Here is a 23851-nt window from a genome sequence, read left to right on the forward strand (position 1 = left end):
GCCCCGGCCCTGAGACCGTCAACACTCATTACTGAAGGAGTCAGTCGTGGCTGGTCAAAAAATCTTGGTAATTGATGACAGTAAAGTCATCCGGGTTCGAGTTCGAGAGATGTTACCTCAAGGTAACTTTGAAGTTCTAGAAGCAAAAGACGGCGAAGAGGGACTCAAACTGATCCGCCAAGCCCGTCCGAATCTAATTATGTTAGATTTCCTACTGCCGAAAGTCAGCGGTTGGGAAGTTTATCAAAAAGTGCAAGCCCATCCCGAGCTTTCCAAGATACCTTTGGTGATCATGTCGGGCCGCGAAGAAGAGGTGATGGAGAAAATTCCGAAACCCTTCGAGAAGCATTTTTTTGCATTCATCGCCAAGCCCTTTGAGAAGAAGCAGCTAACCGAGGCGATCAAATCGGCGATGGTACTAGCCAAAAAGAAACCAGTACCAGAAGCCCCAGCCGCCGCTGCTGCACTCAGCTCTGGAGCGGGCGGCGCCGACATTCAGGCGATGACTCAGCAAATGGCGAAAATGCAAGCGGAAATTGATACACTCAAAAAACAAATGAGTCAGGTGATTACGATCATCAAGCAGATGAAAGCGAAATAATTCTGCTGTCTTTAGAAGGCACTTATAGCCTTTCTCAGAAAGATCAGGTACGCGAACGGCATAGGGCATAGGGCTATGGGCATAGGGCATAGGGCATAGGGCTATCCTCACTTTTTTGAGAACCGCTATACACTCTGAAACTCGATTGCTTTGTCTCAATGAGTTCCCTTCCTTGTATCCGCAGTTTTTTGCTAATTTTGTTTAGCGAGTGCTATCAGCCAACAGCCTGCAACGGGTTTCTCACAATTCCAGTGAGAAAATCAATTAAAAGTTAAAAATCAAACCAGGGAGGAAATCTATTATTAATCTGTATTAGGATTCTTAAGTGCTGCTCCTCCCACACTCAATTATCAACTCCTCGGTCTCATTTTTTGTGGTTAATGACTAACGACTATTCCGATTTTTTGCCTCAACTGCGTGCCTCAACAGAGCAATTATTGAAAAGATTAGACTGCTTCGATCGAGCGCAGGTATTAGCGATCGGAGATTTGACCTTGGACGAGTTTATTACCGGACAAGTAGAGCGAATTTCCCGCGAAGCACCTGTGTTGATTTTGCGCTACGAAAATACTCGGCAAGTACCCGGAGGTGGCGCAAATGCTGTCTACAATTTAGCCAAACTGGGAGGCAAAGTTAAAGTTGCTGGTTTGGTAGGAAAAGATGACCAGGGAAAGGCTTTGTGCGGTATTTTTGAGGCTGCGGGAATTGATACTGGTGGGATTTTAATCGATTCGCAGCGTCCAACTGTTACCAAAACTCGCATTTCCGGGCACGCGCGGCAGTCGGTGACTCAGCAAATTGTCCGAGTCGATCGCAAATCGGACGAGTTGCCGGATTTAGACTTGCAGTTGCAATTGGCAGACTACATCCGGCAGCAAATCCCGACAGTAGATGCCGTGGTTTGTTCAGACTACGGCGACGGAGTTTTGACTCATTTGGCGATCGAATCGGCAGTGGTTCCGGGCAAAACAATTGTAGACGCTCAAACAGATTTGCAGCGATATTCTGGAGCCATGCTGTTTACTCCCAACTTGCCAGAAGCCGAGCAAGCAGTCGGATATGCTATCAAAAACCCTCAAACTTTAATGCAAGCGGGACGCGATTTGTTGAACTTAACTCAAGCTCAAAAAATCTTGATTACTCGCGGCGAAGAAGGGATGAGTTTGTTTGAAAGAGTGAACGGCCAAGCTATTAAAAATTCACCTTCTCCAACATCGACTTGCCAAAAGGGGGAATTTGCCATTCAAAGCTGGGACATTCCCCCTTTTAACAAGACTGATGTATTCGACGTAACTGGTGCTGGAGATACAGTTGTAGCAGCAATGACTTTAGCTTTATGCGTCGGTGCATCGGGTTGGGAAGCGGCTGTTTTGGGCAATTTAGCGGCTAGCATTGTCGTGCGTCAATTCGGTACGGCGACGACGACAGTGGAGGAGATGAAAGAAGCTTTGAAAACGATGGTTTATGAGTAGTTATTAGTTATTGGTTATTAGTTATTGGTTATTAGTTATTGGTTATTAGTTATTAGTTATTGGTTATTAGTTATTGGTTATTAGTTATTAGTTATTGGTTATTAGTTATTGGTGATTGGCAATTGGTAATTAGTAATTAGTAATTAGTGATTGGTGATTGGTGATTGGTGATTAGTGATTGGTAATTGGTAATTAGGAATTGGTAATTAGGAATTGGTAATTAGGAATTGGTAATTGGTGATTGGTAATTTATTCCCAATTCCCAATGCCCAATTCCCAATGCCCAATTCCCAATGCCCAATTCCCAATAATTACTTACTCTTTTTCAAAATTTGTCCCTTGTCATCAATCATCAAACCAGTATTCGGAAAATCGCTCTTTGTCAAACGGCGAATCAACCCCACACTCCTAAAATCGTCATCCACAGACGGAATACCTTGGCTGCTAAGTTCGATGGGGATAATCTTACCAGAAACAAAATCCCCTTTTGAAGTCATTTTCACATCTAAAATTAGAGATTGACCGAGTTCTCCTGCTGTGGACAAAGTGCGATAACCCATAAAATTGCCCAGGGAATAAGCAATCAATTTCCCCTTGTAAAGTTCCAAAGCTCTGGTAACGTGCGGGCCATGTCCCAAAATCAAATCTGCTCCCGCATCAATCATCGTGCGCGAAAATAAAACCATGTTTCCGCGGTTTTCTCCGTAAAAGAACTCGTTTTTATTTCTGACATTTAGAGCTCCCGTTCCTTCAGCTCCCGCGTGAACTGAGATTACTACAATATCCGCTTTTTGCCTCGCTTTTTTGACAATTTCTGCTCCCGCTTGCAGTTCCAGCAAGGAATTGTGAACTTCGCCGTAGTTGCTGAAACCGATAAAGGCAACATTCACGCCCTTGACATTTTGATAAACAATTTGATCTCTTTTACCAACAGCTTTCATACCGTTGCTATCGATATTTTTGATCGTGTCCTTAAATCCCTGCTCGTTAAAATCGTAAGAGTGATTGTTGGCAACATTCAAAATATCAAAACCAACATCTTTGAAGATTTTGGCATAACTCGGAGGCGTCCGAAAGGCAAACAGCATTCCTCCGCCGCCTCCTTTGGAGCTGTAAGGATAATCGGTCATCGTGCTTTCAAAATTGCCAAACAGAATATCGGCTCCTTGGAGGTACGGTTTTACCGACTCAAATAACAGCTCTTTTTTTTGCGGCAATTTGTTGTAGGGAAAATTGGTGCCGGGGATCATGTCGCCAACTGCTTTGATGTTGACAGTTGCGGGCCGATTTGCAGGTGTTTTTGCTGCTTGGGAGGGGGATTTTGATGCGGGTTTGGTGCCGGATATTGACGCTGGGCTCGATTCTTTGCGGGATGGTTTCGCCGCGCCTACTTTTTGTACCGCAGGCTTTGACGTGAGAGGGTTAATCGTAGCGGTGGTTGAGGATTTGTTAAATTGAGAACCCAGTACAAAGCCAGCTATCGGTACGAGAATCAGACTCAGAGTACCGACTGACAGCCAAGATTTTTTAGTTTTAGTGCGGGCTAACTCTGGCTGCTTTGATGGCTTTGATGGTTTTTGGTGGCGTTGGTTTGTGGGTGGGAAAGTTGGGATTTGAGGGGGTTTGGGGGAGGATTTTTCGGGTGTTTGAGTGGGCGCAGTTGTGATATTTTGAGTTTTTTCTAGCTTTGGGAAAGCTACAGGAATTGGGGCAGCGGGTGCGCTGGCGCCAACTGCTGCATTCACGGCAACTGCTGCATTCACGGGTGCGGAAGTCAAGCGTTTTTTTAATTCTACTGTCTGAGTCCAAGCTGGCAGTTGCTGGCTGGCGCGCCGCCCGTAAATTGTTACTGAGTAAACGTTATTTGGTTGCAGCCGCTGCAATCCTTTGACTGCGACTCGGAGACAGGCTTCTTCTGCGGGCAATTGTTCTGCTTCCAGCAGCAGGTGCAGGGTGTCATTTTCCAGGCTGGCTTTAGCTGTGACGCCGAAGCTTTGGAGTGCTTGGCCGATCAGAAATGCGATCGCCCTGGCATCGCCTTCTTTTGCTAAATTTAGAATATCTTGTTGGCTCACAAATGCCTCTACTCTCACACTAAAAATTTAGCTCGATCTTATACCAAGTTGGGCTGTACGCGATTAAATACCGATCGATTTAACTTAAGCAAGTAGGTACAAATAAACATACTGAAAATATTTGGTTTAGCAGCTAAGAATGCACTTAAAAACCCGGGTTCTCGTTCAGAGGGCAAATCCCCTGTTGTCCGGCTTCCCGTTAAAATTAAGACAACAACGATCGACCCAGCAGCCAGGAAACAGTTAAACTCACAGGTCATGCGACGCTATCGGTGAGAAATCGACGGCGAGGAAGAATCGCTCACGGCGCAGCGCCTGCACTGCACGTAGCTAAGGCTTCGCTGGCTGAGGTGAGCAGCAATCAACTTTCTGGATGCCACTGCTTTACCCGCAGCCGCCGATGTAGCTCGTTTCAAAGTTATTAGGTGAAGGACTTGCACGTCATTCACGCAATTGTGTTACTGAGATCCGGAGCGCTACCACCTCAAACCAGGATTTTTCGCGAGTGGAGTGCTATTTGTGAGTTAGTTGAGCGCATAGCAGCTAGGATCGAGCTAACTCAAGGTTACACTAAAGCTCGTCAGGCGGCGGCCTCTCAAAAACCCGATTGAGTCTTATGGCGCATTACCGCTCCACTTTATGTTTGTTCACCTGCATTGCCTGTCTGGGCGCTGCCTTCAGTCCCACGGCGGACGGAAGGCAACAGATTGTCAATGGTTCCTACCGGGTTGTTTCCGAAGAAATTGCTCAGGCGAACTCTCCCCCGGACGATCGCCAGGACTCAAATAAGCCTCAAAAACCCTCTCCAGCGCCCGATAAAAACAAATCTCAGCCGTCGAAAACGCAAAAATCTAATTCCAAAATCCCGAAACCGATCTCCAAGATAATCGTCATTTTGTCTCACCAGCGGGGGTTGTTAATGTTGGGTTTGGCAGCAGTTGTCGTCACGGCAGCGGCAGTATTTATCATGCTAAAATTAGTTGGCAGCGACGATTCAAATCATGCAAAACGAAGACGGGGAAGAGCCGATCGCTACAACCAAAGAAACCCTAAATTCGCCAATCCGGATGCTCAGACAAGCTTGCCAGAAATTGGACAGGCACAGGTTGCTTCTGGGGGATCAAAACTGCTACCAGGATTGCCTTACCCTGTTAATTTCGCCCAGGGCTACAATGTTGACAGGAGCGATCGGGCTTTACCGTTAATCCGGGAATCTGGGGAACCGGAATCTGAGGATGAAGGGGTAGAGGGCGATGGCATGAATTCCGACACCGCGACGGAGGAAAATCGCAGAAACGGCTACAGCGAATCAGGTTTCAACATTCCCGAAACAGCCGATCGAGTCAATTCACTAACGAGTCGGAAAAAAGATATTTCCCTGGATGAAACAGATGGCAGCCCTAAAGTCGATCTGATTGAAACACTGATTGAAGATTTGCAGCACCTCAATCCAGCAAAGAGACGCAAAGCAATTTGGGAACTCGGCCAACAGGGAGATTCTAGAGCTGTGGAGCCGTTGCTGGATTTGCTAGCAAATTCCGACTCGAAGCAGTACAGTTTAATTTTGGCAAGTGTCTCGGAAATTGGCATTCGTACCCTCAAACCGATGAATAATGCCTGGTCTATTTCTCTGCAAAATGAAAACCCAGAAGTGCGAAAAAATGCGATTCGCGACTTGACACGGATTTACGAATTGGTGAATCAAATCAGTTACTTGTTGCACCGTGCGACGGACGATCCAGATGCAGAAGTTCAGGAAACTGCTCGCTGGGCAATTAATCAGTTAAATCGCATCCGTCCGCGTTCTGGGAGGGATGATTAAAGATTGGGAATTGGGAATTGGGAATTGGGAATTGGGCATTGGGAATTGGGCATTGGGCATAAAGAAAGGACTAAAGTCCTCACTACAAACCTAAGAGTCGATTCTCATGCCAAAAAAGGTTTGTAGTAAGGACTAAAGTCCTTATTCGATCAAAATAATAATCGATAGTATGCTAAAATAAGTGACCGCTGACTAATGACTAATGACCAATGACCAATGACTCTTTAAAATTATTGTTCCTATCAACTTCTGTCGGTCAACTCGGTTCTGGGTTGGGCGGGGGAGTAGAACTTACAGTCCTCAACACTGCTAAAGAATTGCACCGCCGGGGTCATAAAATAACAGTTGTAGCGCCTGCTGGTTCAGTTTTAGAATCAATTCCAGTTATCGAAATCAGGGGCGATTTGCAAGTAACTGCTCAATCACAAGATTACAATGATGCGATTGTGATGCCAGCCGATTCTGTGCTGGCGAATATGTGGGAATACGCCCGCCAAGTTCAGGATGAATGGGATCTGATTGTTAACTTTGCCTACGATTGGCTGCCGTTTTATTTGACGCCATTTTTTAGGACTCCGATCGCACATTTTATCAGTATGGGCTCACTTTCGCGATCCTTCGATCGCATCGCCGGACAAATCGCCACCAAATTTCCCGGTACGCTGGGAGTTTGCACCCTTAGCCAAGCCCAAACCTTTGCCTTTGGTAGCGAGTGTCAGTTAGTGGGAACCGGCGGCATCGATTTATCGCTGTACGAATTTTGCAGCCAACCGGAACCAAAATTAGCTTGGCTAGGCCGCATCGCCCCGGAGAAAGGCTTAGAAGATGCAGTGGCGGCCGCGAAAATTACAGGCATTCCCCTGAAAATTATGGGCAAAATGCAGGATGAGGATTATTGGCAAAAAATTTGTGCAGATTACCCGGATGCTCCGGTAGAATATTTAGGGTTTCTGACAACAACTAAAATGCAAGAGCAAGTCCGACAGTGCCGAGCATTGTTGATGACACCGCGGTGGGTGGAAGCTTTCGGAAATGTGGCGATCGAGGCTTTGGCGTGCGGTGTGCCCGTGATAGCTTACGAACGCGGGGGCCCGGCGGAAATTGTTCGGGACGGGCTGACGGGCTTTTTAGTGGAGCCTGACAGCGTAAATGGGTTGGTAAGTGCGATCGACCGTTTAGACGAAATTGACCGCAGTGCTTGCCGCCGACAAGCAGAGGTAGAATACAATTTAGGAGCTGCGGGCGATCGTTTTGAAAGCTGGTTCAAATCTATTCTAAAATTGACAGAACTTACGGATAAATAACGTATTTATATGTCCGAAGAGAGGAACGAAGCAATCGCAGCATCTATTTTTCATCGGTTCTAAGTAAGTCCTAATTGAGTTAAATAAACTCTTAATCAACCACAACAAAAGACCAGAGAAAAAAACTATGGCAACTGAACGTTTAGTGCTTTTATCGAGCAGAGAAGTCGAAAAAATGCGTCAAGCTGGCCGCTTAGCAGCCCAGCTTCTGCTGCATCTTGAACCAATGATTAAACCGGGTGTCAGCACTCTGGCAATTAACGACGAAGCCGAACGTTGGACTTTGGCCCACGGCGCAACAAGTGCTCCGCTAGGTTATAAAGGATTTCCGAAATCTCTGTGCGCTAGTGTAAATGAAGTTGTCTGTCACGGCATCCCGAATGCGAAACAAATTCTCAGAAAAGGTGACATTATTAACATTGATGTAACGCCTTTAGTTGATGGCTATCATGGCGATACTTCTAAGACTTTCTTTGTTGGAGAACCTTCACCTGTCGCTAAAAAGTTAGTTGAAGTAACTGAGGAATGTCTGAGAAGAGGAATTGCGGAAGTTAAGCCTGGTGCTCGTACTGGAGACATCGGTGCAGCAATTCAAGAATATGCAGAAGCCCAGGGTTTTTCGGTAGTGCGAAATTTTGCGGGACACGGCGTGCATCGCGTTTTTCACACTGAACCAGAAATTCTGCATTACGGTAAGCGGGGGACGGGAAAGAAGCTCAGACAAGGCATGGTTTTTACGATCGAGCCGATGATTAATGAGGGCACTTGGGATGTGGAAATTTTGGCCGATGGTTGGACTGCTATCACTAAGGATAAAAAGCTTTCGGCTCAATTTGAACATACTCTAGCTGTGACTGATTCTGGGGTGGAAATTCTGACTTTGCCGTAGGTGTTAAATGTAGAAATTTGTAAGGGCGGGTTCACCCGAATTTAAAATGAAATCCCAGAGTCCAAAAACCCGCCCTCTCCCCATCGCAGAATACCCGAAAATTGTCAGGTAATCGGAGTTGGTTGGTTGGGTGGGGGCGAGTTTATAAATACTCTGGATGTGAATTACAGATTGTTGGTGAACTCGCCCCTACAGAATTATACTAATTTGAAAAATTTTTGCTACAATTATTAATTGTATAAGAATTATCTGTCATTGGCATAACTCCCCGCCGGACACGGCAATGCCGTTTCCCTACAGATGAAATACTCTAATTCTTATGTAGTAATATTTTTCATGATTGGTATTACTTCTAATCCATCAGAATTGATATTCCTGGGTAAAAATCTATTATTCTTCCTTCTTGCGTCAATCCGTTACATCCGTTACATCCGCTACAAAATCCGTTGCCGAACTTCCTTCGATAATAACTAATATGAAATGGCTGCAACCGGGAGATTTGCTGCGGGTAATTGCACCTAGCGGCGCGCTGCGAGAATTGACTAATTTTGAACGCGGTTTGGAAATTTGGAAATCCCGCGGCTATCGAGTTGAATTAACACCCGGTTTGGCCGATCGCACTGGCTACTTGGCCGGTTCCGACGAAAACCGTGTCCGACAACTCGCAGATGCCCTTAGTGACCCGGATTGTCGGGGTATTCTGTGTGTTCGAGGCGGTTTCGGCAGCACTCGACTTTTGGAAAAAGGAAAAGTGGGAAAGGCAGAAAATTCCCAATCACTAATTCCCGATGCCCCATGCCCGATGCCCCATGCCCGATTCCCCATGCCCGATTCCCATGCGCCGAAATGGTTGATCGGCTTTTCTGACATTACGGCTTTGCTGTGGAATGACGACAAATTGGGGATTTGGGGCGTTCACGGGCCGCTGCTGACGACTTTGGCGGCTGAACCGGATTGGTCTGTCGATCGACTTTTTGACTGTATCGAAGGCCGTCCGTTACCATCTTTGCAAGGTAAAGGTTGGGGCGGTGGACAAGCTTCGGGGCGGTTGTTTCCGGCGAATCTGACGGTGGCTACTCATTTGCTCGGAACCCCGTATCAACCGGATTTGACGGGTGCTATTCTCGCATTTGAGGATGTTTCGGAGGCTCCTTACAGGGTCGATCGGATGCTGACTCAGTGGCGGATGGCGGGGGCTTTTGCGGGGGTGCGGGGGATTGCTTTGGGGCGCTTTAGTCGCTGCGAGGTTGGCCCGGATAGCATTAGTTTTACTATAGAAGAGGTTTTGCGCGATCGGCTCTTTGACTTGAATATTCCGATTGTCTCAGATTTGCCCTTTGGCCACGAGGGGGTTAACGCTGCTTTACCGATGGGAATTGAGGCGAGTCTCGATGCTGAATCGGGATTGCTGATTTGTGGGGATACATCGCAACTTTAAATTCGGCATCAGCGTCTATAAGTTTAACTTGAGATTTGGCACCAGCTAAATAGCTGATCCCCCCTAACCCCCCTTCTTAAGGGGGGAACCGGAAGCGCTCAAAGTCCCCCTTCTTAAGGGGGATTTAGGGGGATCTAGACTCTGCTAAAAGCGAGATTGATTAAGGGTTTTAGACCCGCCGATCCCCCCTAACCCCCCTTAAAAAGGGGGGAACCGGAAGCGCTCAAAGTCCCCCTTCTTAAGGGGGATTTAGGGGGATCGAGACTCTGCTAAAAGCGAGATTGATTAAGGGTTTTCGGCCCGCCGATCCCCCCTAACCCTCCTTAAGAAGGGGGGGAACCGGAAGCGCTCAAAGTCCCCCTTCTTAAGGGGGATCGAGACTCTGCTAAAAGCGAGATTGTTCAAGGGTTTTAGCCTTAAGTTGAGACTAATGGTTAACACAGTTGGCAGAAATTAGATTTAAAATAGAGTGTGTATGCAAATGTCGGTGCAAACAAGGCAAAAAGATTTTAAAGTTTTTGAGAGGTTGATATGAAAACACACAACTTGTTAAATAGTATTGCTACCGCTGTGCTAGTTGCGGGATTGGCACTTACGGCGATTCCATCAAGTGCAGTTGCTGAATCGATCCAAAATAACGATCGCATAGATGGAGTAATTCGCCGAACTTCCCCGATTTACCGTTTCCGAAATATGTGGACACCGGGTTCTCCGACGGAAGAATTGCGGGGTCAAGAATACACATTCAGCGCTAGGGAAGGCGACAACATTGAAGTGTTTTTAGATACAGATAGAAGTCGCGGTTTTACTCCCGTCATGGTGCTGTTTTATGGGAACAACAAACAAGTCGCTTTTACGCAAGACCGTGCTTTTAATTATGTGATTCCCCGTAGCGGCGATTACAAGCTTTTGGTGTTGACGAAGGATGCTGCGAGGGGCGGTAACTACACGCTGGAAGTTGCGGGAATTGATGGCGGCGACAGACGGGCTCGCAATAGGCGCGATGATAACCGCGATAGCCGCCGTGATGATGGCCGGGGTGACAGGGCGCAGATTTTGCAGGATGATTTTGGTTTGCGGTCTGTTGATTGTCGCGAGAGACGTTCTATGGTGAGAGTAAGGTTTGATGATAATAATCAAGATTCGACTTACTGCGCTGTGCCGACTAGAAACTTTCCAGCGGGAGATTATTATTACAATTCGCGGACTAGGGATTTAGATTCAGCTAGGAGTGATGATGGTAGATTCGATCGCCCTAATGATAATAGCAGGTTCGATCGTCCCGATCAATGTCGCGTATCCGTAGGTGGAGTCTGTGTGACTAGGTAATTTCGTTTGTTTAGTTGGGGCGGGTTTGACAAACCATCAATGAGTCAAACCAACCATCTCAAAAACCCGCCCCAAACACCGCGACTATGGAAGTATTTTCGCAAAAACCCCGTTTCTGACTACCCATGCCTTCAGGATTATTGGTATATTAATAATATTAATGATGTGGCAAAATCTATGAGTGTTAAAGAACTTGAAACAGCAATTATAAACTTGTCAGTTAAGGAACTATCCGAACTAACGGCTTGGCTGATAGAGTATCACCAACAAGTCTGGGATAGGCAAATTGAAAACGATTTGGAGGATGGGCTGTTAGATGCGCTACTTGATGAAGTTGATGCAGAGTATGAAGCGGGATTGGCTAAAGTGTTATGAAGCGTCTGACTTTACCGCGTTTTTGGAACTGCTATCACCAGCTACCTCAAGAAATACAAGCTTTAGCCGATAAAAATTACGAATTACTGAAAGTCGATCCGTATCACCCTTCGCTGCATTTTAAAAAAGTGGGCAGGCGAAAGCAATTGCAATCGGTGCGAGTAGGCGAGAGTTACCGAGCTCTGGGAGTTGAGAAACCTGAAAGTATTGTCTGGTTTTGGATAGGGACTCATGGCGATTATGATGCAATATTAGCTCAGAAATAAGGTTCACTTTGAATCCTTGAAACTAGAAAGTACGTCATCTATCAAACATAGGGGTGTCATGGAGATGCACAGTATTTGATTGATTAGGAGGTAAAAAAGCTGTATGGCTAGCATAAAACCGGGTACGAGTATCAAAACCCAGCCTATACAAGTAATGTAAAAATTTGAGCTGTACAGCAAAGGAGTAAATACAGCAGTGAGAAAAAGCGATTTGATAAAAAATGGTAAGTTACCCTGAGAGTTTATATTCTCTGAAAGATAGCTTATAATGTCTAAAACATTGGGCGAGAACTTGCCCGGACGAGGAGTAGGCTTGTAGATAAACCCGAGTACAGACATATCTATCCAAAGTTGTATAGTGGATTCAAATTTTATTTTTTTCATAGTGTTAACGTCGGGAGTCAAAAATAATGTAACAGCAGCATCCAGAATCTACCCGTTTATATTCTCAAGTATTGCTGTACTGGGTTCTTTACTAGGTTTTTATTCAATTTTTTTATTCAATGAGTGCCCCCAACAAGTGGGGGAAACTCCATTATACAGCCCATATAATGCCAGGAGTCTCGATGTCACTTGCGAGGCTGGTGGCGCAAAAAGGGCGCTTCAGCTAATTTACCGCCAGCCTCGCAACCAACCAAATCCCGATCGCCCCTAATCGAACTCAGCCACTCCCCTCATCTCCCTCCCCGCTGACAGATGAATTTTCGATCAAAAAGGACGATCGCAGAATGGTAAGCTACCAAAGGCATTAAAATATCTAAGGTAGAGAAAAGTTAAAATGTCGGCATTAAATGAAGTTCCCTTACTGTTGCGGGCAGCCCGCGGCGAAACCCTAGACCGCCCGCCCGTGTGGATGATGCGCCAAGCCGGCCGCTACATGAAGGCTTATCGAGATTTGCGAGAAAAGTATCCCTCCTTTCGCGAACGTTCCGAAATACCCGAAGTTGCGATCGAAGTTTCCCTTCAGCCGTGGCGCGCGTTTCAACCCGACGGCGTAATTCTGTTTTCCGATATCGTCACCCCAATGCCGGGTTTGGGCATCGAGATGGACATCGCCGAAGGCAAAGGCCCGATTATCCACGAACCCATCCGCACTCAAGAGCAAATCGACAACCTGCAACCGCTGAACCCGGAAGAAAGCTTGCCGTTTATCAAAACAATCCTCCAATCCCTGCGCGCGGAAGTCGGCAACAAATCCACCGTGCTCGGTTTTGTCGGCGCGCCTTGGACGCTGGCGGCCTATGCCGTAGAGGGCAAAGGTTCTAAGTATTATGCCATCATCAAAAACATGGCATTTTCCGATCCAACTTTACTGCATCAGTTGCTGTCGAAATTCGCCGATGCGATCGCAGTTTATATGCGCTACCAAATCGACTGCGGCGCGCAAGTAGTGCAAATGTTCGACTCCTGGGCCGGCCAAATGTCCCCGCAGGACTACGACACGTTCGCTTTACCATACCAAAAACAGGTATTTGAGCAAGTCAAAAAAACCCATCCCGACACCCCGCTAATTCTGTTAGTCAGCGGTAGTGGCGGCCTCCTCGAACGGATGACAAAATCCGGCGCGGATATCATCAGCGTCGATTGGACGGTTGATATGGCGGACGCACGCCGACGTTTGGGCCCCAACATGAACGTTCAGGGAAATCTCGATCCCGGCGTATTGTTTGGTTCTCAAGCGTTTATTCGCGATCGAATTCTTGATACAATTCGCAAAGCGGGCGATCGTGGACACATCCTCAATTTAGGACACGGCGTTTTACCGGGAACTCCCGAAGATAACGTGCGTTTCTTCTTTGAAACCGCCAAACAAGCCGACAAATTGCTCGCAGTTACTGCTTAAATTTGATTTGATTGCGATATTTGTAGGGACACGGCAATGCCGTCTCCCTACCGTCGAAAGAAGATACAATATTTGTAGGGACACGGCATTGCCGTCTCCTTCCGTGCCAACAACACACAATATTTGTAGGGACACGGCAATGCCGTCTCCTTCTATGCCAACAACACACAATATTTGTGGACAAAACACACAATATTCGTAGGGACACGGCATTGCCGCCTCCCTACCGTGCAACAACACACAATATTTGTGGAAACAACACACAATATTCGTAGGGACACGGCATTGCCGTCTCCTTCTATGCCAACAACACACAATATTTGTGGAAACAACACACAATATTTGTAGGGACACGGCAATGCCGTCTCCTTCTATGCCAACAACACACAATATTTGTGGAAACAACACACAATATTCGTAGGGACACGGCATTGCCGTCTCCTTCCGTGCCAACAACACACAATATTTGTGGACAAAACACACAATATTTGTAAGAAAGAGGACACGGCAGTGCCGTTTCCCTACCGTAGAAAGAGGACACGGCAGTGCCGTTTCCCTACCATCAAAAAACCCTCATTCCTCCCATCTTCCCCTGCGGCAAAATGAACTCCAAAAAAATTTTTGTGACGGGTGCAAGTGGCTGTATCGGTCACTACATGGCCGAAACCTTGATTCAACAGACAAACCACGAACTCTACCTATTAGTTCGCAACCCCGAAAAGCTAAAATTTGACACTAATGCCCGCCCCGGCATCAATATCATACAAGGCGACATGAGAGATATTGAGCAATTTGCCGAACTTCTGCAAACAATAGATGTCGCAATTTTAGCCGCCACCGCTTGGGGAGGAACCGAAGAAGTTTTAGACGTGAATGTCACCAAAACTCTCCGCCTAATTCAATTACTTTCGCCGCAGACTTGTCAACAAGTAATTTATTTTTCAACAGCCAGCATTCTCGGCCGAGATAACAATTTACTCAAAGAAGCGGGTGAATTGGGCACAGATTATATTAGCTCGAAATATAACTGTATGACGCAATTGTCAGTCTTAAAAAATCTACCTCCGATTACCGCACTTTACCCGACATTAGTATTGGGAGGAGACGCACAAAAACCAGTTTCTCACCTATCATCAGGTTTGCCGCTTGTCGCCAAATGGATTGGTTTGATTCGCTGGCTGAAAGCAGATGGCAGCTTTCACTTCATCCACGGCGCAGATATTGCTACAGTAGTTAATTACTTAGTCGAACATCCGACTGCTTCCGAAGAAACGCGACATTTTGTACTCGGAAATCCGGCGATTACCGCGAATGAAGTTGTCGAACAAGCTTGCAAATATTTGCATACAAAAATATTCTTTCGGATTACTCTGTCACCTTGGCTTGCCGATTTCTTTATTTGGTTGTTCCGAATTCAAATGGCTGCTTGGGATAGATTTTGCATCAGCTACCGCCATTTTACCTATCAAAATCTCGTCAATCCCGAAAGCATCGGATTGCCGAGTTACTGCGGCACAGTTGCCGATATGCTAAGAACTAGCGGGATTCCCGATAAAAATGCAAAGTAAAAGTTCGGCAGCGGATTTTGTAGCGGATGTAGCGGATGGATGCTAGGTGTTCCTTATGACTAATCTGTACTGTTTCAGGTTCTTTTTTGCCTTAATCCCATGCTGTTTAAATGCAATTATCGTCAATCAACTATGAAATACGATAAGATATCAGCATTTGCGGGCTCTGACAAGAGACTGCAAAATATAAAATTGCGCCCATGATATTTGTGTTAGGGGGTGTCACCCCTCGTCAGATATTCGATCGCGCGCAAGATTGTAATTTTAGCCTTAACATTAAGTCTTGAGAGTCGATCGAACTCTCATACACGCCAGCCCGATCGCAAGTTATTTACTGATGTGAGGTTTAACATAATATGCGAGTGCTTCTAGTTTACCCCCTGTTCCCGAAAACATTCTGGTCTTACGAGAAAATCCTAGAATTAGTCGATCGCCAAGTGCTGCTTCCACCGCTGGGTTTGGTCACAGTAGCAGCCATTCTACCCCAAGAATGGGAATTTAAGTTAGTCGATCGCAACATCAGACAAATCACAGAAGCAGAATGGGAATGGGCAGAGCTCGTTATTCTGTCCGCCATGATTGTCCAAAAAGAAGATTTGCTAGACATCATCCGCGAAGCAAAACGGCGCGGTAAATCCGTAGCTTGCGGCGGCCCTTACCCGACTTCCGTACCCGAGGAGCCCCAAGCAGCGGGCATCGATTACCTGATTCTCGACGAAGGCGAAATCACCATACCGATGTTCGTCGAAGCCATCGGGCGCGGTGAAAAAAGTGGAATGTATCGATCGGACGGCGTAAAACCCGATGTTACCACAACCCCAGTTCCCCGGTTCGACTTGCTCGAATTAGACTGCTACGATTCGATGTCAATTCAATTTTCGCGAGGTTGTCCGTTCCAGTGCGAATTCTGCGATATCATCGTCCTCTACGGTCGCAAACCCCGCACCAAAAACCCCGAACAATTAATAGCAGAACTCGACTGTCTCTACAACCTAGGTTGGCGGCGCGGCGTATTCATGGTAGACGACAACTTTATCGGCAACAAACGCAATGTCAAACTGTTGCTAAAAGAGTTAGAAGTTTGGCAAATAGAACACAAATTCCCCTTCAACTTCAACACAGAAGCATCCATCGACTTAGCCGAAGACCAAGAATTGATGGATATGATGGTGAAGTGTCATTTCAACGCAGTATTCCTAGGAATTGAAACCCCCGACGAAGAAAGCTTGCAAATGACCAAAAAATTCCAAAACACCCGCAATTCCCTCATCGAATCAGTAGAATTGATTGCCAAATCCGGTTTACGAGTAATGGCCGGATTCATCATCGGATTCGACGGCGAAAAAGCAGGCGCAGGCCAACGCATCGTAGACTTTGCCGAAGCAGCAGCAATTCCGAGTACAACCTTTGGAATGTTGCAAGCTTTGCCTCACACTGCATTGTCGCACCGACTAGCAAAAGAAGGGAGATTGCGCGACAAATCTGGCAACCTCAACCAGACTACTTTGATGAACTTCATTCCGACGCGGCCACTAGAAGATATTGCGAGGGAATATGTCCAAGCATTTTCTGATGTGTACGATGCTGAGAAATATTTAGACCGCACCTACCGCCACTTCTTGATGTTGGGTGCACCTACAGCAGATATACCATCAAGAATCCCCAGTTTAATCGACTTGCGAGCACTGCTAACTGTGGTGTGGCGACAAGGAGTCAAGCGTTCAACTCGGTGGAAGTTCTGGCATCATTTGTTCAGCATTCTGAGACGCAATCCGGCAGTTTGGGATCACTATTTAACAGTGTGTGCTCACAACGAGCATTTCCTGGAATACCGCCAAATTGTGCGGGATGAAATCGAAGAACAATTAGCCGAGTTTTTGGCTGACGAAGCTCAACAGGCTCAGCAAAAAGCGCTGATAGCTTCTATTGCAGAAAAACAAGTGCAAGTAGTTTAAGATTTCCACTCATCTGGAATGGTAATCAGAAACCGGGTTTTTTACGAATATCTCTCGTCGCAGTCGATAGATTAGGTGAAAACCCGGTTTCTTTGCGTAATGCGAGTCAAAAACCTGGTTTTTTACGAATAGCTCTCGTCGTAGTCGATAGATTAGGTGAAAACCAGGTTTCTTTGCTATGAAGTGCATTAATCTCGTTTCCAGGCTCTGCCACCTCTTGAGAGAGGGTAATTTAGTTTAATATAGTAGATAATTATGATATCATAGAATCCAAAACTTATTGAGTCGAATTATATGACCACAATAACCACAATAACAACAGCGTCCCAACTAGCAGATTACTACATTTGGTTTGCCAATGACGTAGGCTCCTACCTCAGCAACCACAAGCTACAAAAACTCTTGTACTATGCCCAAGCATGGTATCTAGCCTTTGAAGACACACCGCTTTTTGATGAGGATTTTGAAGCCTGGGTGCACGGGCCGACTATCCCGACTTTATTTTACGAATACAAAGAGCAATTTGGGTTTAAGCCAATTCTCAAAGAAGTCGAAAAACCAGAGTTTCAAGAAGACGTACAAGAGTTTTTGGACGAGTTATCCAATGATTATTTATTTCGGGATGCTTATGAGTTAGAATTGATGGTGCGCCGCGAATACCCTTGGATTAAGGCGAGAGGTGAGTTGCCAAAAGATGAACCTTCTCATGCTATTATTTCTAAGGAATCAATGAAAGAATACTACAAAACCCGTGTCATCGAAGAAGAATAAAAAAAGACAAGATACAAATCTTCGCAGTCAGCCATCTTCAGCCAAGAGAGAGGTTGTCCAAATACAAATACCGGAAGGAGTTAGTTTTTCTTTCAGGTATTATCAGGATGACAAAGATAAATTTTCACTAGCCGGCCGAGATTCTAGATATCTAGCCTCTCTATTGAGAAGGCTACGGGATTTATCACAATTGAACTCTCAAGAAATCATCAATAATCAGAGTAAAAGCCTGCGTTGTCATGGAATAGCATGGCAAGATACAACTGAACCGAATGGTTTCGGGATTCCCAATGAAGCTATGCTCGTAAATATCCCCTACCAGTTTCAAATATCTGCTAATGAATACGGTAGGGTGCATGGATTTTTTAGTGAAAATATTTTTTATATTGTTTGGCTAGACCCAGACCACAATCTTTATAGTTCAATACGGTTCACTTAAGACAGTCCGTTGGGAAAACGATGTGAAAAATAGACACAGTTTGCTTCGCGGGTACAGCAATGACAAAAAAGCGTTAAGTGAACTGTATTGCTTGATAGTTGAAATGTTGGTAATTATGTCAAATTTAATCAATGTCTTATTTATATAATAAAAAAACTTATTTAGTCAATATTCTATCAAAAAACGCAGATGATTTATACTCATCTGCGTTTATCTGCGTTTATCTGCGGTTAAATTAAACCCTTTTAAACAACCGCCGAAACCTTATCTACAGGCTTTACCTGAGCGAGGAAGTCGTGCAGTTTCTCACCTTCAATCACCTCAGTCTCCAACAGTTTCGCCGTAATTGTTTCTAACAATTCTCGATTTTCCTTGAGAATATCCAAGGCTTGTTTGTGTGCTGTTTCGACAATCTCTTTGACTTCTTGGTCGATCGCCTCAGCAGTTTGGGCACTGACAGCGCGGCGGGCATTTCCCATCCCATCGTTCAAAAACATCGCCTGCTGGCCCTTATCATACGCTAGAGGCCCCAAAACCTTACTCATGCCGTAAGTTGTGACCATTCTCTCGGCTAAATCAGTCGCCCTTTGCAAGTCGTTTGAAGCGCCGGTGGTGATGCTGTTGAAGACAACTTCTTCAGCCGATCGCCCTCCCAACAGTGTAGCAATCTGACCGCGCAACTCCGACTCATCCAACAAGAAACGGTCTTCAGTCGGAACCTGCAACGTGTAACCCAATGCAGCCATACCGCGCGGGACGATCGAGATTTTCGCCACTTCCCCACCGCCAGTCATCGCAGCACCAACCATCGCGTGTCCGACTTCGTGGTAAGCCACAATCTTTTTCTCTTTCTCGTTGAGCACCCGGCTCTTCTTTTCCAAGCCAGCTACAACCCGCTCAAATGCCTCGAAAAAGTCTTCCTGTGCCACAGCGAGGCGCTTGTTGCGCGCAGCCAGCAAGGCAGCTTCATTGACCAAATTTGCCAAATCTGCGCCCGAAAAACCGGGGGTGCGAGTGGCGATCGCCTTCAAGTCAATATCCGGGCCCAACTTGACTTTTTGAGAGTGAATGTTCAAAATTGCTTCGCGGCCAGATAAATCCGGGCGATCGACCAAAACTTGGCGATCGAAACGGCCCGGGCGCAACAAAGCAGCATCCAAACTTTCCGGGCGGTTAGTTGCAGCCAGCACAATTACTGTAGTATTGCCCGCAGCAAAACCGTCCATTTCAGTTAACAGTTGATTGAGAGTTTGTTCGCGTTCGTCATTACCGCCAAACATTCCGCCGGTACTGCGAGATTTGCCGATCGCATCCAACTCATCAATGAAGATAATACAAGGAGCCTGTTTTTTCGCCTGCTCAAATAAATCTCTGACTCGGGCAGAACCGACACCGACAAACAGTTCCACAAACTCCGAACCGGAGATGCTAAAAAACGGCACGCCAGCTTCACCAGCTACTGCCTTTGCTAACAGCGTTTTGCCAGTTCCCGGAGGCCCGACTAACAGCACGCCCTTCGGAATGCGCGCACCAATTGCCGTGAATTTGTCGGGAGTTTTCAGGAATTCCACAACTTCGACTAATTCAGTTTTAGCTTCTTCAACTCCGGCTACGTCAGCAAACGTAATTTTCGCCGATTCGCCTTCTACGTAGACCTTAGCTTTGCTTTTGCCGATCGACAGTGCACCCTGCGGCCCACCACCGTTGCGGTTCATAAAAAATTGAAAAATCGCCACAAAAATCAGCGGCGGAACCACCCAGCTTAAAACGCTGCCGATCCAGCCATTTTTAGAAGGGGGAGTTGCCGCAAATTCAACGCCTTTTTCTTCCAAAAGTTTAGGAAGTTCCAGGTCAAAAATCGGCGTAGTTGACAGCACTTGACCGGGTTTGTCGCCTTCGCCTTTGAGTTGGTAGCGAATTTCATTTTGGCCTACCGAAGCTCGCACTACATCTTGTTCTTGGACTTGGTGGACGAACAAGCTGTAAGGTACTTGCGGAATTTGCGGCCCGAATAAATTGGGCAAAAAGATATTTGCCAGCAGAAACAAACTGGATAGCAATAACAAGACATTGCTAATTTGCCGAAAACGAGGGGGTTGGGGCTGGTCTTTAATTGCCATTGATAACGGTCATCCTTTAATTTAAACCAGTTTCATTCATTTATTTTCTCATCAAATACGCACGCGGTGTCAAGCGGATTTCCTCACTCGATCGGTTCGGTTAACTGGGCTGCACCTATTTGGTATTAAGAACGAACCGCGAAGGCACGAAGAACAGGCGAGACGCCTGTTCCACGGAAGAGAAGAATAGAATAGAAGAGAAGATTACTATATTTGTGAAGGGTTGGTTAGTAGTTGCTGAATGGTTATTAGTTCAGAATTGGTTGAAAATTATCTTCCTCTTTTCCTTTTATTCTGTGGAACAGGCGTCTCGCCTGTTCTTATTCTGTCTTCACTGTTCGTTATAATTATGCAGCTTCTGGGTTTAATTGAATCATTTCCCAAGTAGTATAAGTGCCGATCGCACCCCAAATCGCGTAAGGCAAAAGTAACAAAGCCGCAGTTTGAGAAATCGGCAAAACAGCCAGCAGCAGCACAACTCCCAAAATCTCGCCAACGCCTCCCAAAATTGTCCCTACTTTCAGACTTTTGGCTCTGAGAGTCGCGGGAATATAGGCAACTGTGACAATTTCTAAAAGCAAGTAAACAGCCATCAGCAGCCAAGTTTTGATACTCCCCGGATCGCGTTCCCACACGACAGCAGCGCTGCCGGCCCCGCAAGCAAAAATCACCGTCCAAATTAACGGAATCGCAGGCTCAAAAAACATCCAATCTGGTCTTTGAAGTTTGACGGCCCAGTTAATATCGCGGAGTTTGAAAAACAGAGTCCCGAAGGCGACTGAGAAAGTCACGCCGCCGATAATCATCCAAGATTGCATCATGGTTCTCAACTTTCAAATTGCTCGATCGCTCAATTAGTCGATCGTGCCAACTCACAGCCGAACTTCCATCCGCCTTTAGCAATAACTTCAGCAAAGCCAGATCCAACAATAGCTAACCGCCCGAGACATTCTTAGCAAACTCATCGCGTCCAGACACCAAATTAGCTGGAACACCGTTAGGGAAATTTTGGGCGATTAAAGCTTGCAACTTTTCAACTCGATTCTCAGGATTCGGGTGAGAGCTCAAAAACTCCGGCGGCGCTTCGCCCTTCCTAGCAGCACCGAGAATTTTCATCACCTCAACAATACCTCTAGGATCGTAACCCGCCTCGGTCATAAACCGAAAACCGAGCCGATCGCTCTCAAGTTCATCAGACCTACCATAACGTAAACCGACAACTTGATTGACAGCTTGAGCAATTAATGCTGCCTGCTGGCCGCCACCGCGATCGTCGCTAGTAGCCACCCCAACCGCCGTCACCAAAGCCCTGCCCAACTGCTGTTTTGCCAAGTGTTCCGCGCCGTGGCGCCCTACAACGTGACCGGCTTCGTGCCCCAGTACAGCAGCCAACTGAGCCTCGGAATTCAGCCGCCGCAGCAGTGCGGCGGTAATGAAAACTTGTCCCCCGGGGAGAGCAAAAGCATTGACAGTTTGGGCGTCTCGCAGCAGGTGGAATTCAAACGGATAACCCGCTTGTTTCGCCGCCGAATTGTTGACAACTTTTTCTCCTACTCGATCGACATATTGCTGAATTGTTTGGCTGGGATAAAGCCCCCCATGCTTTGCGGCCATTTGATCTCGCGCCTGCAATCCTAAAACTATCTCTTGGCGGGGAGAAAGCTGCACCCGCTGTTTCTCCCCAGTTACGGGATTTTGTACGCTGCTGGTAAAATAGGTGATTGACCCAAAAAATGCCATTAATAAGCCGATCGCGGCTCGGAATAAAAATCTATTCACAGGCGTTTACCTAAAAAGTTTCGCGCTTATGATACTACGGTGACAGCTATCTCTACATCTGTCTGAAGTATCAAGAATGGAAAGTTGTTAGATATTTTTTTGGATGATTTGCGAACAAGGCTTTTTTTAAGGAACCAATGAAAGTCGCGAAAAAGAACAGGCGGGACGCCTGTTCCACAACAAAGCAAGAGAAGAAGAGAAGAACGTTATAGTGATTAAATCCGTTAAATCCCGTACATTGCTCGTTGCCGAACTTCCTTCGCAATATGTTTCAAACTACCCGCCGCCGCCTCGCTATTTGGTACACTGCCGTTACTGCTGTATTGTTACTTGTATTCGCCACTGGTTTCTATTTATACGTCCGCAATACTTTGATCGATCGCATTGACGATACTCTCAATCACGTTGTGGAAGTAGTAGAGCGAACTCTCGTTATCGAACCGCTAACTTCCCGTAAGTCTGGAACTGAAACTAAGTCGCAAGTCAATATTCAAGCTAGTTTTCGAGACAGCAGCGATGCAGTAGAAGATGACCACATTGATTTAGAATGGTTCAGTCCTACGGGGGAATTGCTGTGGTCTACTTTGTCGGAACCGCTGAATATTCCGATTAACGCTAAGCGCACCGGTGAAACCGTTTGGGTAATTAACAATAAGTTGCAGTCCGATCAAAACAATTCTCTCAGACAAGTGACGCAGCGCGTGGAAATCGGCCGCCAGGTTTTGGGATATTTGCGAGTCAGCCATCCTTGGTTTGAAGTGACAAAACCGATTCGCCAATTAATTCTTGATTTGATTTTGGGTGCGGGTTTAACTTTAATTTGCGTGGCTGCTATTGGCTGGCTGCTGTCGGGATTGGCGATCGCACCTGTGCGAGAATCCTACAGTCGTCTTAAACAGTTTACCGCCGATGCTTCCCACGAACTCAGAAATCCGATCGCCACTATTCAACTTAACGTGCAAGTAGCTTTGGCGGAACCGGACATCGAACCGCAGCAACACCAACAGCTACAGGTTATCGAACGTCTGACGCGCCGTTTGGGACGGTTGGTTGACGATTTGCTGTTTTTGGCTAGACAAGACAGCGGAATCGTTCAGCAGCAGTGGGTTGATGTGCCTCTGGATGCTTTGTTGATGGAGGTAATTGAAGAACAACTGGCGATCGCGACTACCCAAAATCTGTCTCTTGCTTTGGAAATTGTCGATCGACCCAACACAGAAGACAACTTTACAGTATTGGGAGATTGGGATCAACTAGCTCGACTGTTTACCAATATTGTCAGCAACGCCGTGCAGTACACACACTCTGGTGGCGAAATTCAAGTAGAATTGCAGTTTGCAGCTAAAAACAAAAGAAATTCGGCGATGTTAAATTCAGCACTGCAAATCACAGTCACAGACACCGGCATGGGGATTTCCCCGGAAGCGCTACCGCATTTGTTCGATCGATTTTACCGCGCCGATCCCGCGCGCACCCACCGCAGCGCCGCCGGTTCCGGTTTAGGATTAGCCATCGCCAAAGCCATTATCGAAAATCACCGAGGCCAAATCCACATAGACAGCCAACTCGATCGAGGTACAGTTGTTACCGTCACCCTCCCCGCCCACAAATCAGAAACATCTCGCCCCTAAAACTTCCCCTCTTCCCCCTCATCCTCTGCGCCCTCTGCGCCCTCTGCGGTTAAAAAAAATCCACCCCTCAAACCCTGATTATTCCTACCTCGCGCCCAAACCCAACTATTAAAATTCATTTCCGCCATAGATTAACATAAACGTTGTTGGAAAACCTCGATCGAACTTGTGAGG

Annotated in this window: 20 protein-coding genes; 15 read left to right on the plus strand and 5 right to left on the minus strand. The window is 46.4% G+C overall.

Annotation, left to right across the window (positions count from 1 at the left end; translation table 11 throughout):
• Positions 1–46: 46 nt before the first annotated feature.
• Positions 47–601 carry a response regulator gene (locus QUB68_RS23470; RefSeq protein WP_332996961.1) on the plus strand — a complete coding sequence of 185 codons (555 nt, stop codon included), beginning with the start codon at positions 47–49 and terminating at the stop codon, positions 599–601.
• A gap of 380 nt (positions 602–981) precedes the next feature.
• Complete coding sequence (locus tag QUB68_RS23475) at positions 982–2073, plus strand: bifunctional heptose 7-phosphate kinase/heptose 1-phosphate adenyltransferase (RefSeq protein WP_332996963.1); 1092 nt, start codon at positions 982–984, stop codon at positions 2071–2073.
• A 311-nt stretch (positions 2074–2384) separates the two neighbouring features.
• On the opposite strand, the gene QUB68_RS23480 is transcribed toward QUB68_RS23475, so the two are convergent.
• Positions 2385–4148: a CapA family protein gene (locus QUB68_RS23480; RefSeq protein ID WP_332996965.1), complete on the minus strand. Its 1764-nt coding sequence runs from the start codon at positions 4146–4148 to the stop codon at positions 2385–2387.
• 266 nt (positions 4149–4414) lie between these two features.
• On the minus strand, positions 4415–4564 hold the full coding sequence (locus QUB68_RS23485; RefSeq protein WP_332996966.1) for a hypothetical protein: 150 nt from the start codon (positions 4562–4564) through the stop codon (positions 4415–4417).
• 200 nt (positions 4565–4764) lie between these two features.
• Here QUB68_RS23485 and QUB68_RS23490 point away from each other — a divergent pair, with 200 nt between their 5' ends.
• The 12 genes from QUB68_RS23490 (at position 4765) to QUB68_RS23545 (ending at position 18147) form a co-directional block, all read left to right on the plus strand.
• Positions 4765–5970, plus strand: coding sequence for a HEAT repeat domain-containing protein (locus QUB68_RS23490; protein WP_332996968.1), 1206 nt, complete (start codon positions 4765–4767; stop codon positions 5968–5970).
• Positions 5971–6179: 209 nt separating this feature from the next.
• Positions 6180–7274: a glycosyltransferase family 4 protein gene (locus QUB68_RS23495; protein WP_332996971.1), complete on the plus strand. Its 1095-nt coding sequence runs from the start codon at positions 6180–6182 to the stop codon at positions 7272–7274.
• Positions 7275–7401: 127 nt separating this feature from the next.
• A complete protein-coding gene (gene map, locus QUB68_RS23500; RefSeq protein WP_332996972.1) occupies positions 7402–8163 on the plus strand; it encodes a type I methionyl aminopeptidase in 762 nt (253 codons plus the stop codon).
• Between the two features lie 466 nt (positions 8164–8629).
• Positions 8630–9601, plus strand: coding sequence for a S66 peptidase family protein (locus QUB68_RS23505; protein ID WP_332997084.1), 972 nt, complete (start codon positions 8630–8632; stop codon positions 9599–9601).
• A 531-nt stretch (positions 9602–10132) separates the two neighbouring features.
• Positions 10133–10930: a hypothetical protein gene (locus tag QUB68_RS23510; protein WP_332996973.1), complete on the plus strand. Its 798-nt coding sequence runs from the start codon at positions 10133–10135 to the stop codon at positions 10928–10930.
• A gap of 39 nt (positions 10931–10969) precedes the next feature.
• Entirely contained in the window at positions 10970–11305 is a 336-nt protein-coding gene (locus QUB68_RS23515; RefSeq protein WP_332996976.1) for a hypothetical protein, read from the plus strand.
• Positions 11302–11571 (plus strand): ParE family toxin-like protein, encoded by a 270-nt coding sequence (locus tag QUB68_RS23520; protein WP_332996978.1) that lies wholly within the window; start codon positions 11302–11304, stop codon positions 11569–11571. Before QUB68_RS23515 ends, QUB68_RS23520 begins: the two co-directional genes overlap by 4 nt.
• Positions 11572–12349: 778 nt before the next feature.
• A complete protein-coding gene (hemE, locus tag QUB68_RS23525; RefSeq protein WP_332996980.1) occupies positions 12350–13414 on the plus strand; it encodes a uroporphyrinogen decarboxylase in 1065 nt (354 codons plus the stop codon).
• 602 nt (positions 13415–14016) lie between these two features.
• Positions 14017–14982: an NAD-dependent epimerase/dehydratase family protein gene (locus tag QUB68_RS23530; protein ID WP_332996981.1), complete on the plus strand. Its 966-nt coding sequence runs from the start codon at positions 14017–14019 to the stop codon at positions 14980–14982.
• Between the two features lie 356 nt (positions 14983–15338).
• Complete coding sequence (locus QUB68_RS23535; RefSeq protein ID WP_332996983.1) at positions 15339–16937, plus strand: B12-binding domain-containing radical SAM protein; 1599 nt, start codon at positions 15339–15341, stop codon at positions 16935–16937.
• Positions 16938–17231: 294 nt separating this feature from the next.
• Positions 17232–17708: a Panacea domain-containing protein gene (locus tag QUB68_RS23540; RefSeq protein WP_332996985.1), complete on the plus strand. Its 477-nt coding sequence runs from the start codon at positions 17232–17234 to the stop codon at positions 17706–17708.
• Positions 17689–18147 (plus strand): hypothetical protein, encoded by a 459-nt coding sequence (locus QUB68_RS23545; protein ID WP_332996987.1) that lies wholly within the window; start codon positions 17689–17691, stop codon positions 18145–18147. The genes QUB68_RS23540 and QUB68_RS23545 overlap by 20 nt, the downstream gene beginning before the upstream one ends.
• Positions 18148–18392: 245 nt before the next feature.
• Here QUB68_RS23545 and ftsH4 read toward each other — a convergent pair whose 3' ends face one another.
• The 3 genes from ftsH4 to QUB68_RS23560 form a co-directional block, all read right to left on the minus strand.
• Complete coding sequence (gene ftsH4 / locus QUB68_RS23550; RefSeq protein ID WP_332996988.1) at positions 18393–20267, minus strand: ATP-dependent zinc metalloprotease FtsH4; 1875 nt, start codon at positions 20265–20267, stop codon at positions 18393–18395.
• Between the two features lie 347 nt (positions 20268–20614).
• Positions 20615–21088: a TspO/MBR family protein gene (locus tag QUB68_RS23555; RefSeq protein WP_332996989.1), complete on the minus strand. Its 474-nt coding sequence runs from the start codon at positions 21086–21088 to the stop codon at positions 20615–20617.
• A gap of 112 nt (positions 21089–21200) precedes the next feature.
• On the minus strand, positions 21201–22046 hold the full coding sequence (locus tag QUB68_RS23560) for a M48 family metalloprotease (protein WP_332996991.1): 846 nt from the start codon (positions 22044–22046) through the stop codon (positions 21201–21203).
• Positions 22047–22312: 266 nt separating this feature from the next.
• On the opposite strand from QUB68_RS23560, the gene QUB68_RS23565 reads away from it, so the two are divergent.
• Positions 22313–23677, plus strand: a complete 1365-nt coding sequence (locus QUB68_RS23565; RefSeq protein ID WP_332996993.1) for a sensor histidine kinase — start codon at positions 22313–22315, stop codon at positions 23675–23677.
• Positions 23678–23851 lie beyond the last annotated feature (174 nt).

The sequence above is a fragment of the Microcoleus sp. A006_D1 genome, from assembly GCF_036702805.1.
Taxonomy (GTDB): Bacteria; Cyanobacteriota; Cyanobacteriia; order Cyanobacteriales; family Microcoleaceae; genus Microcoleus.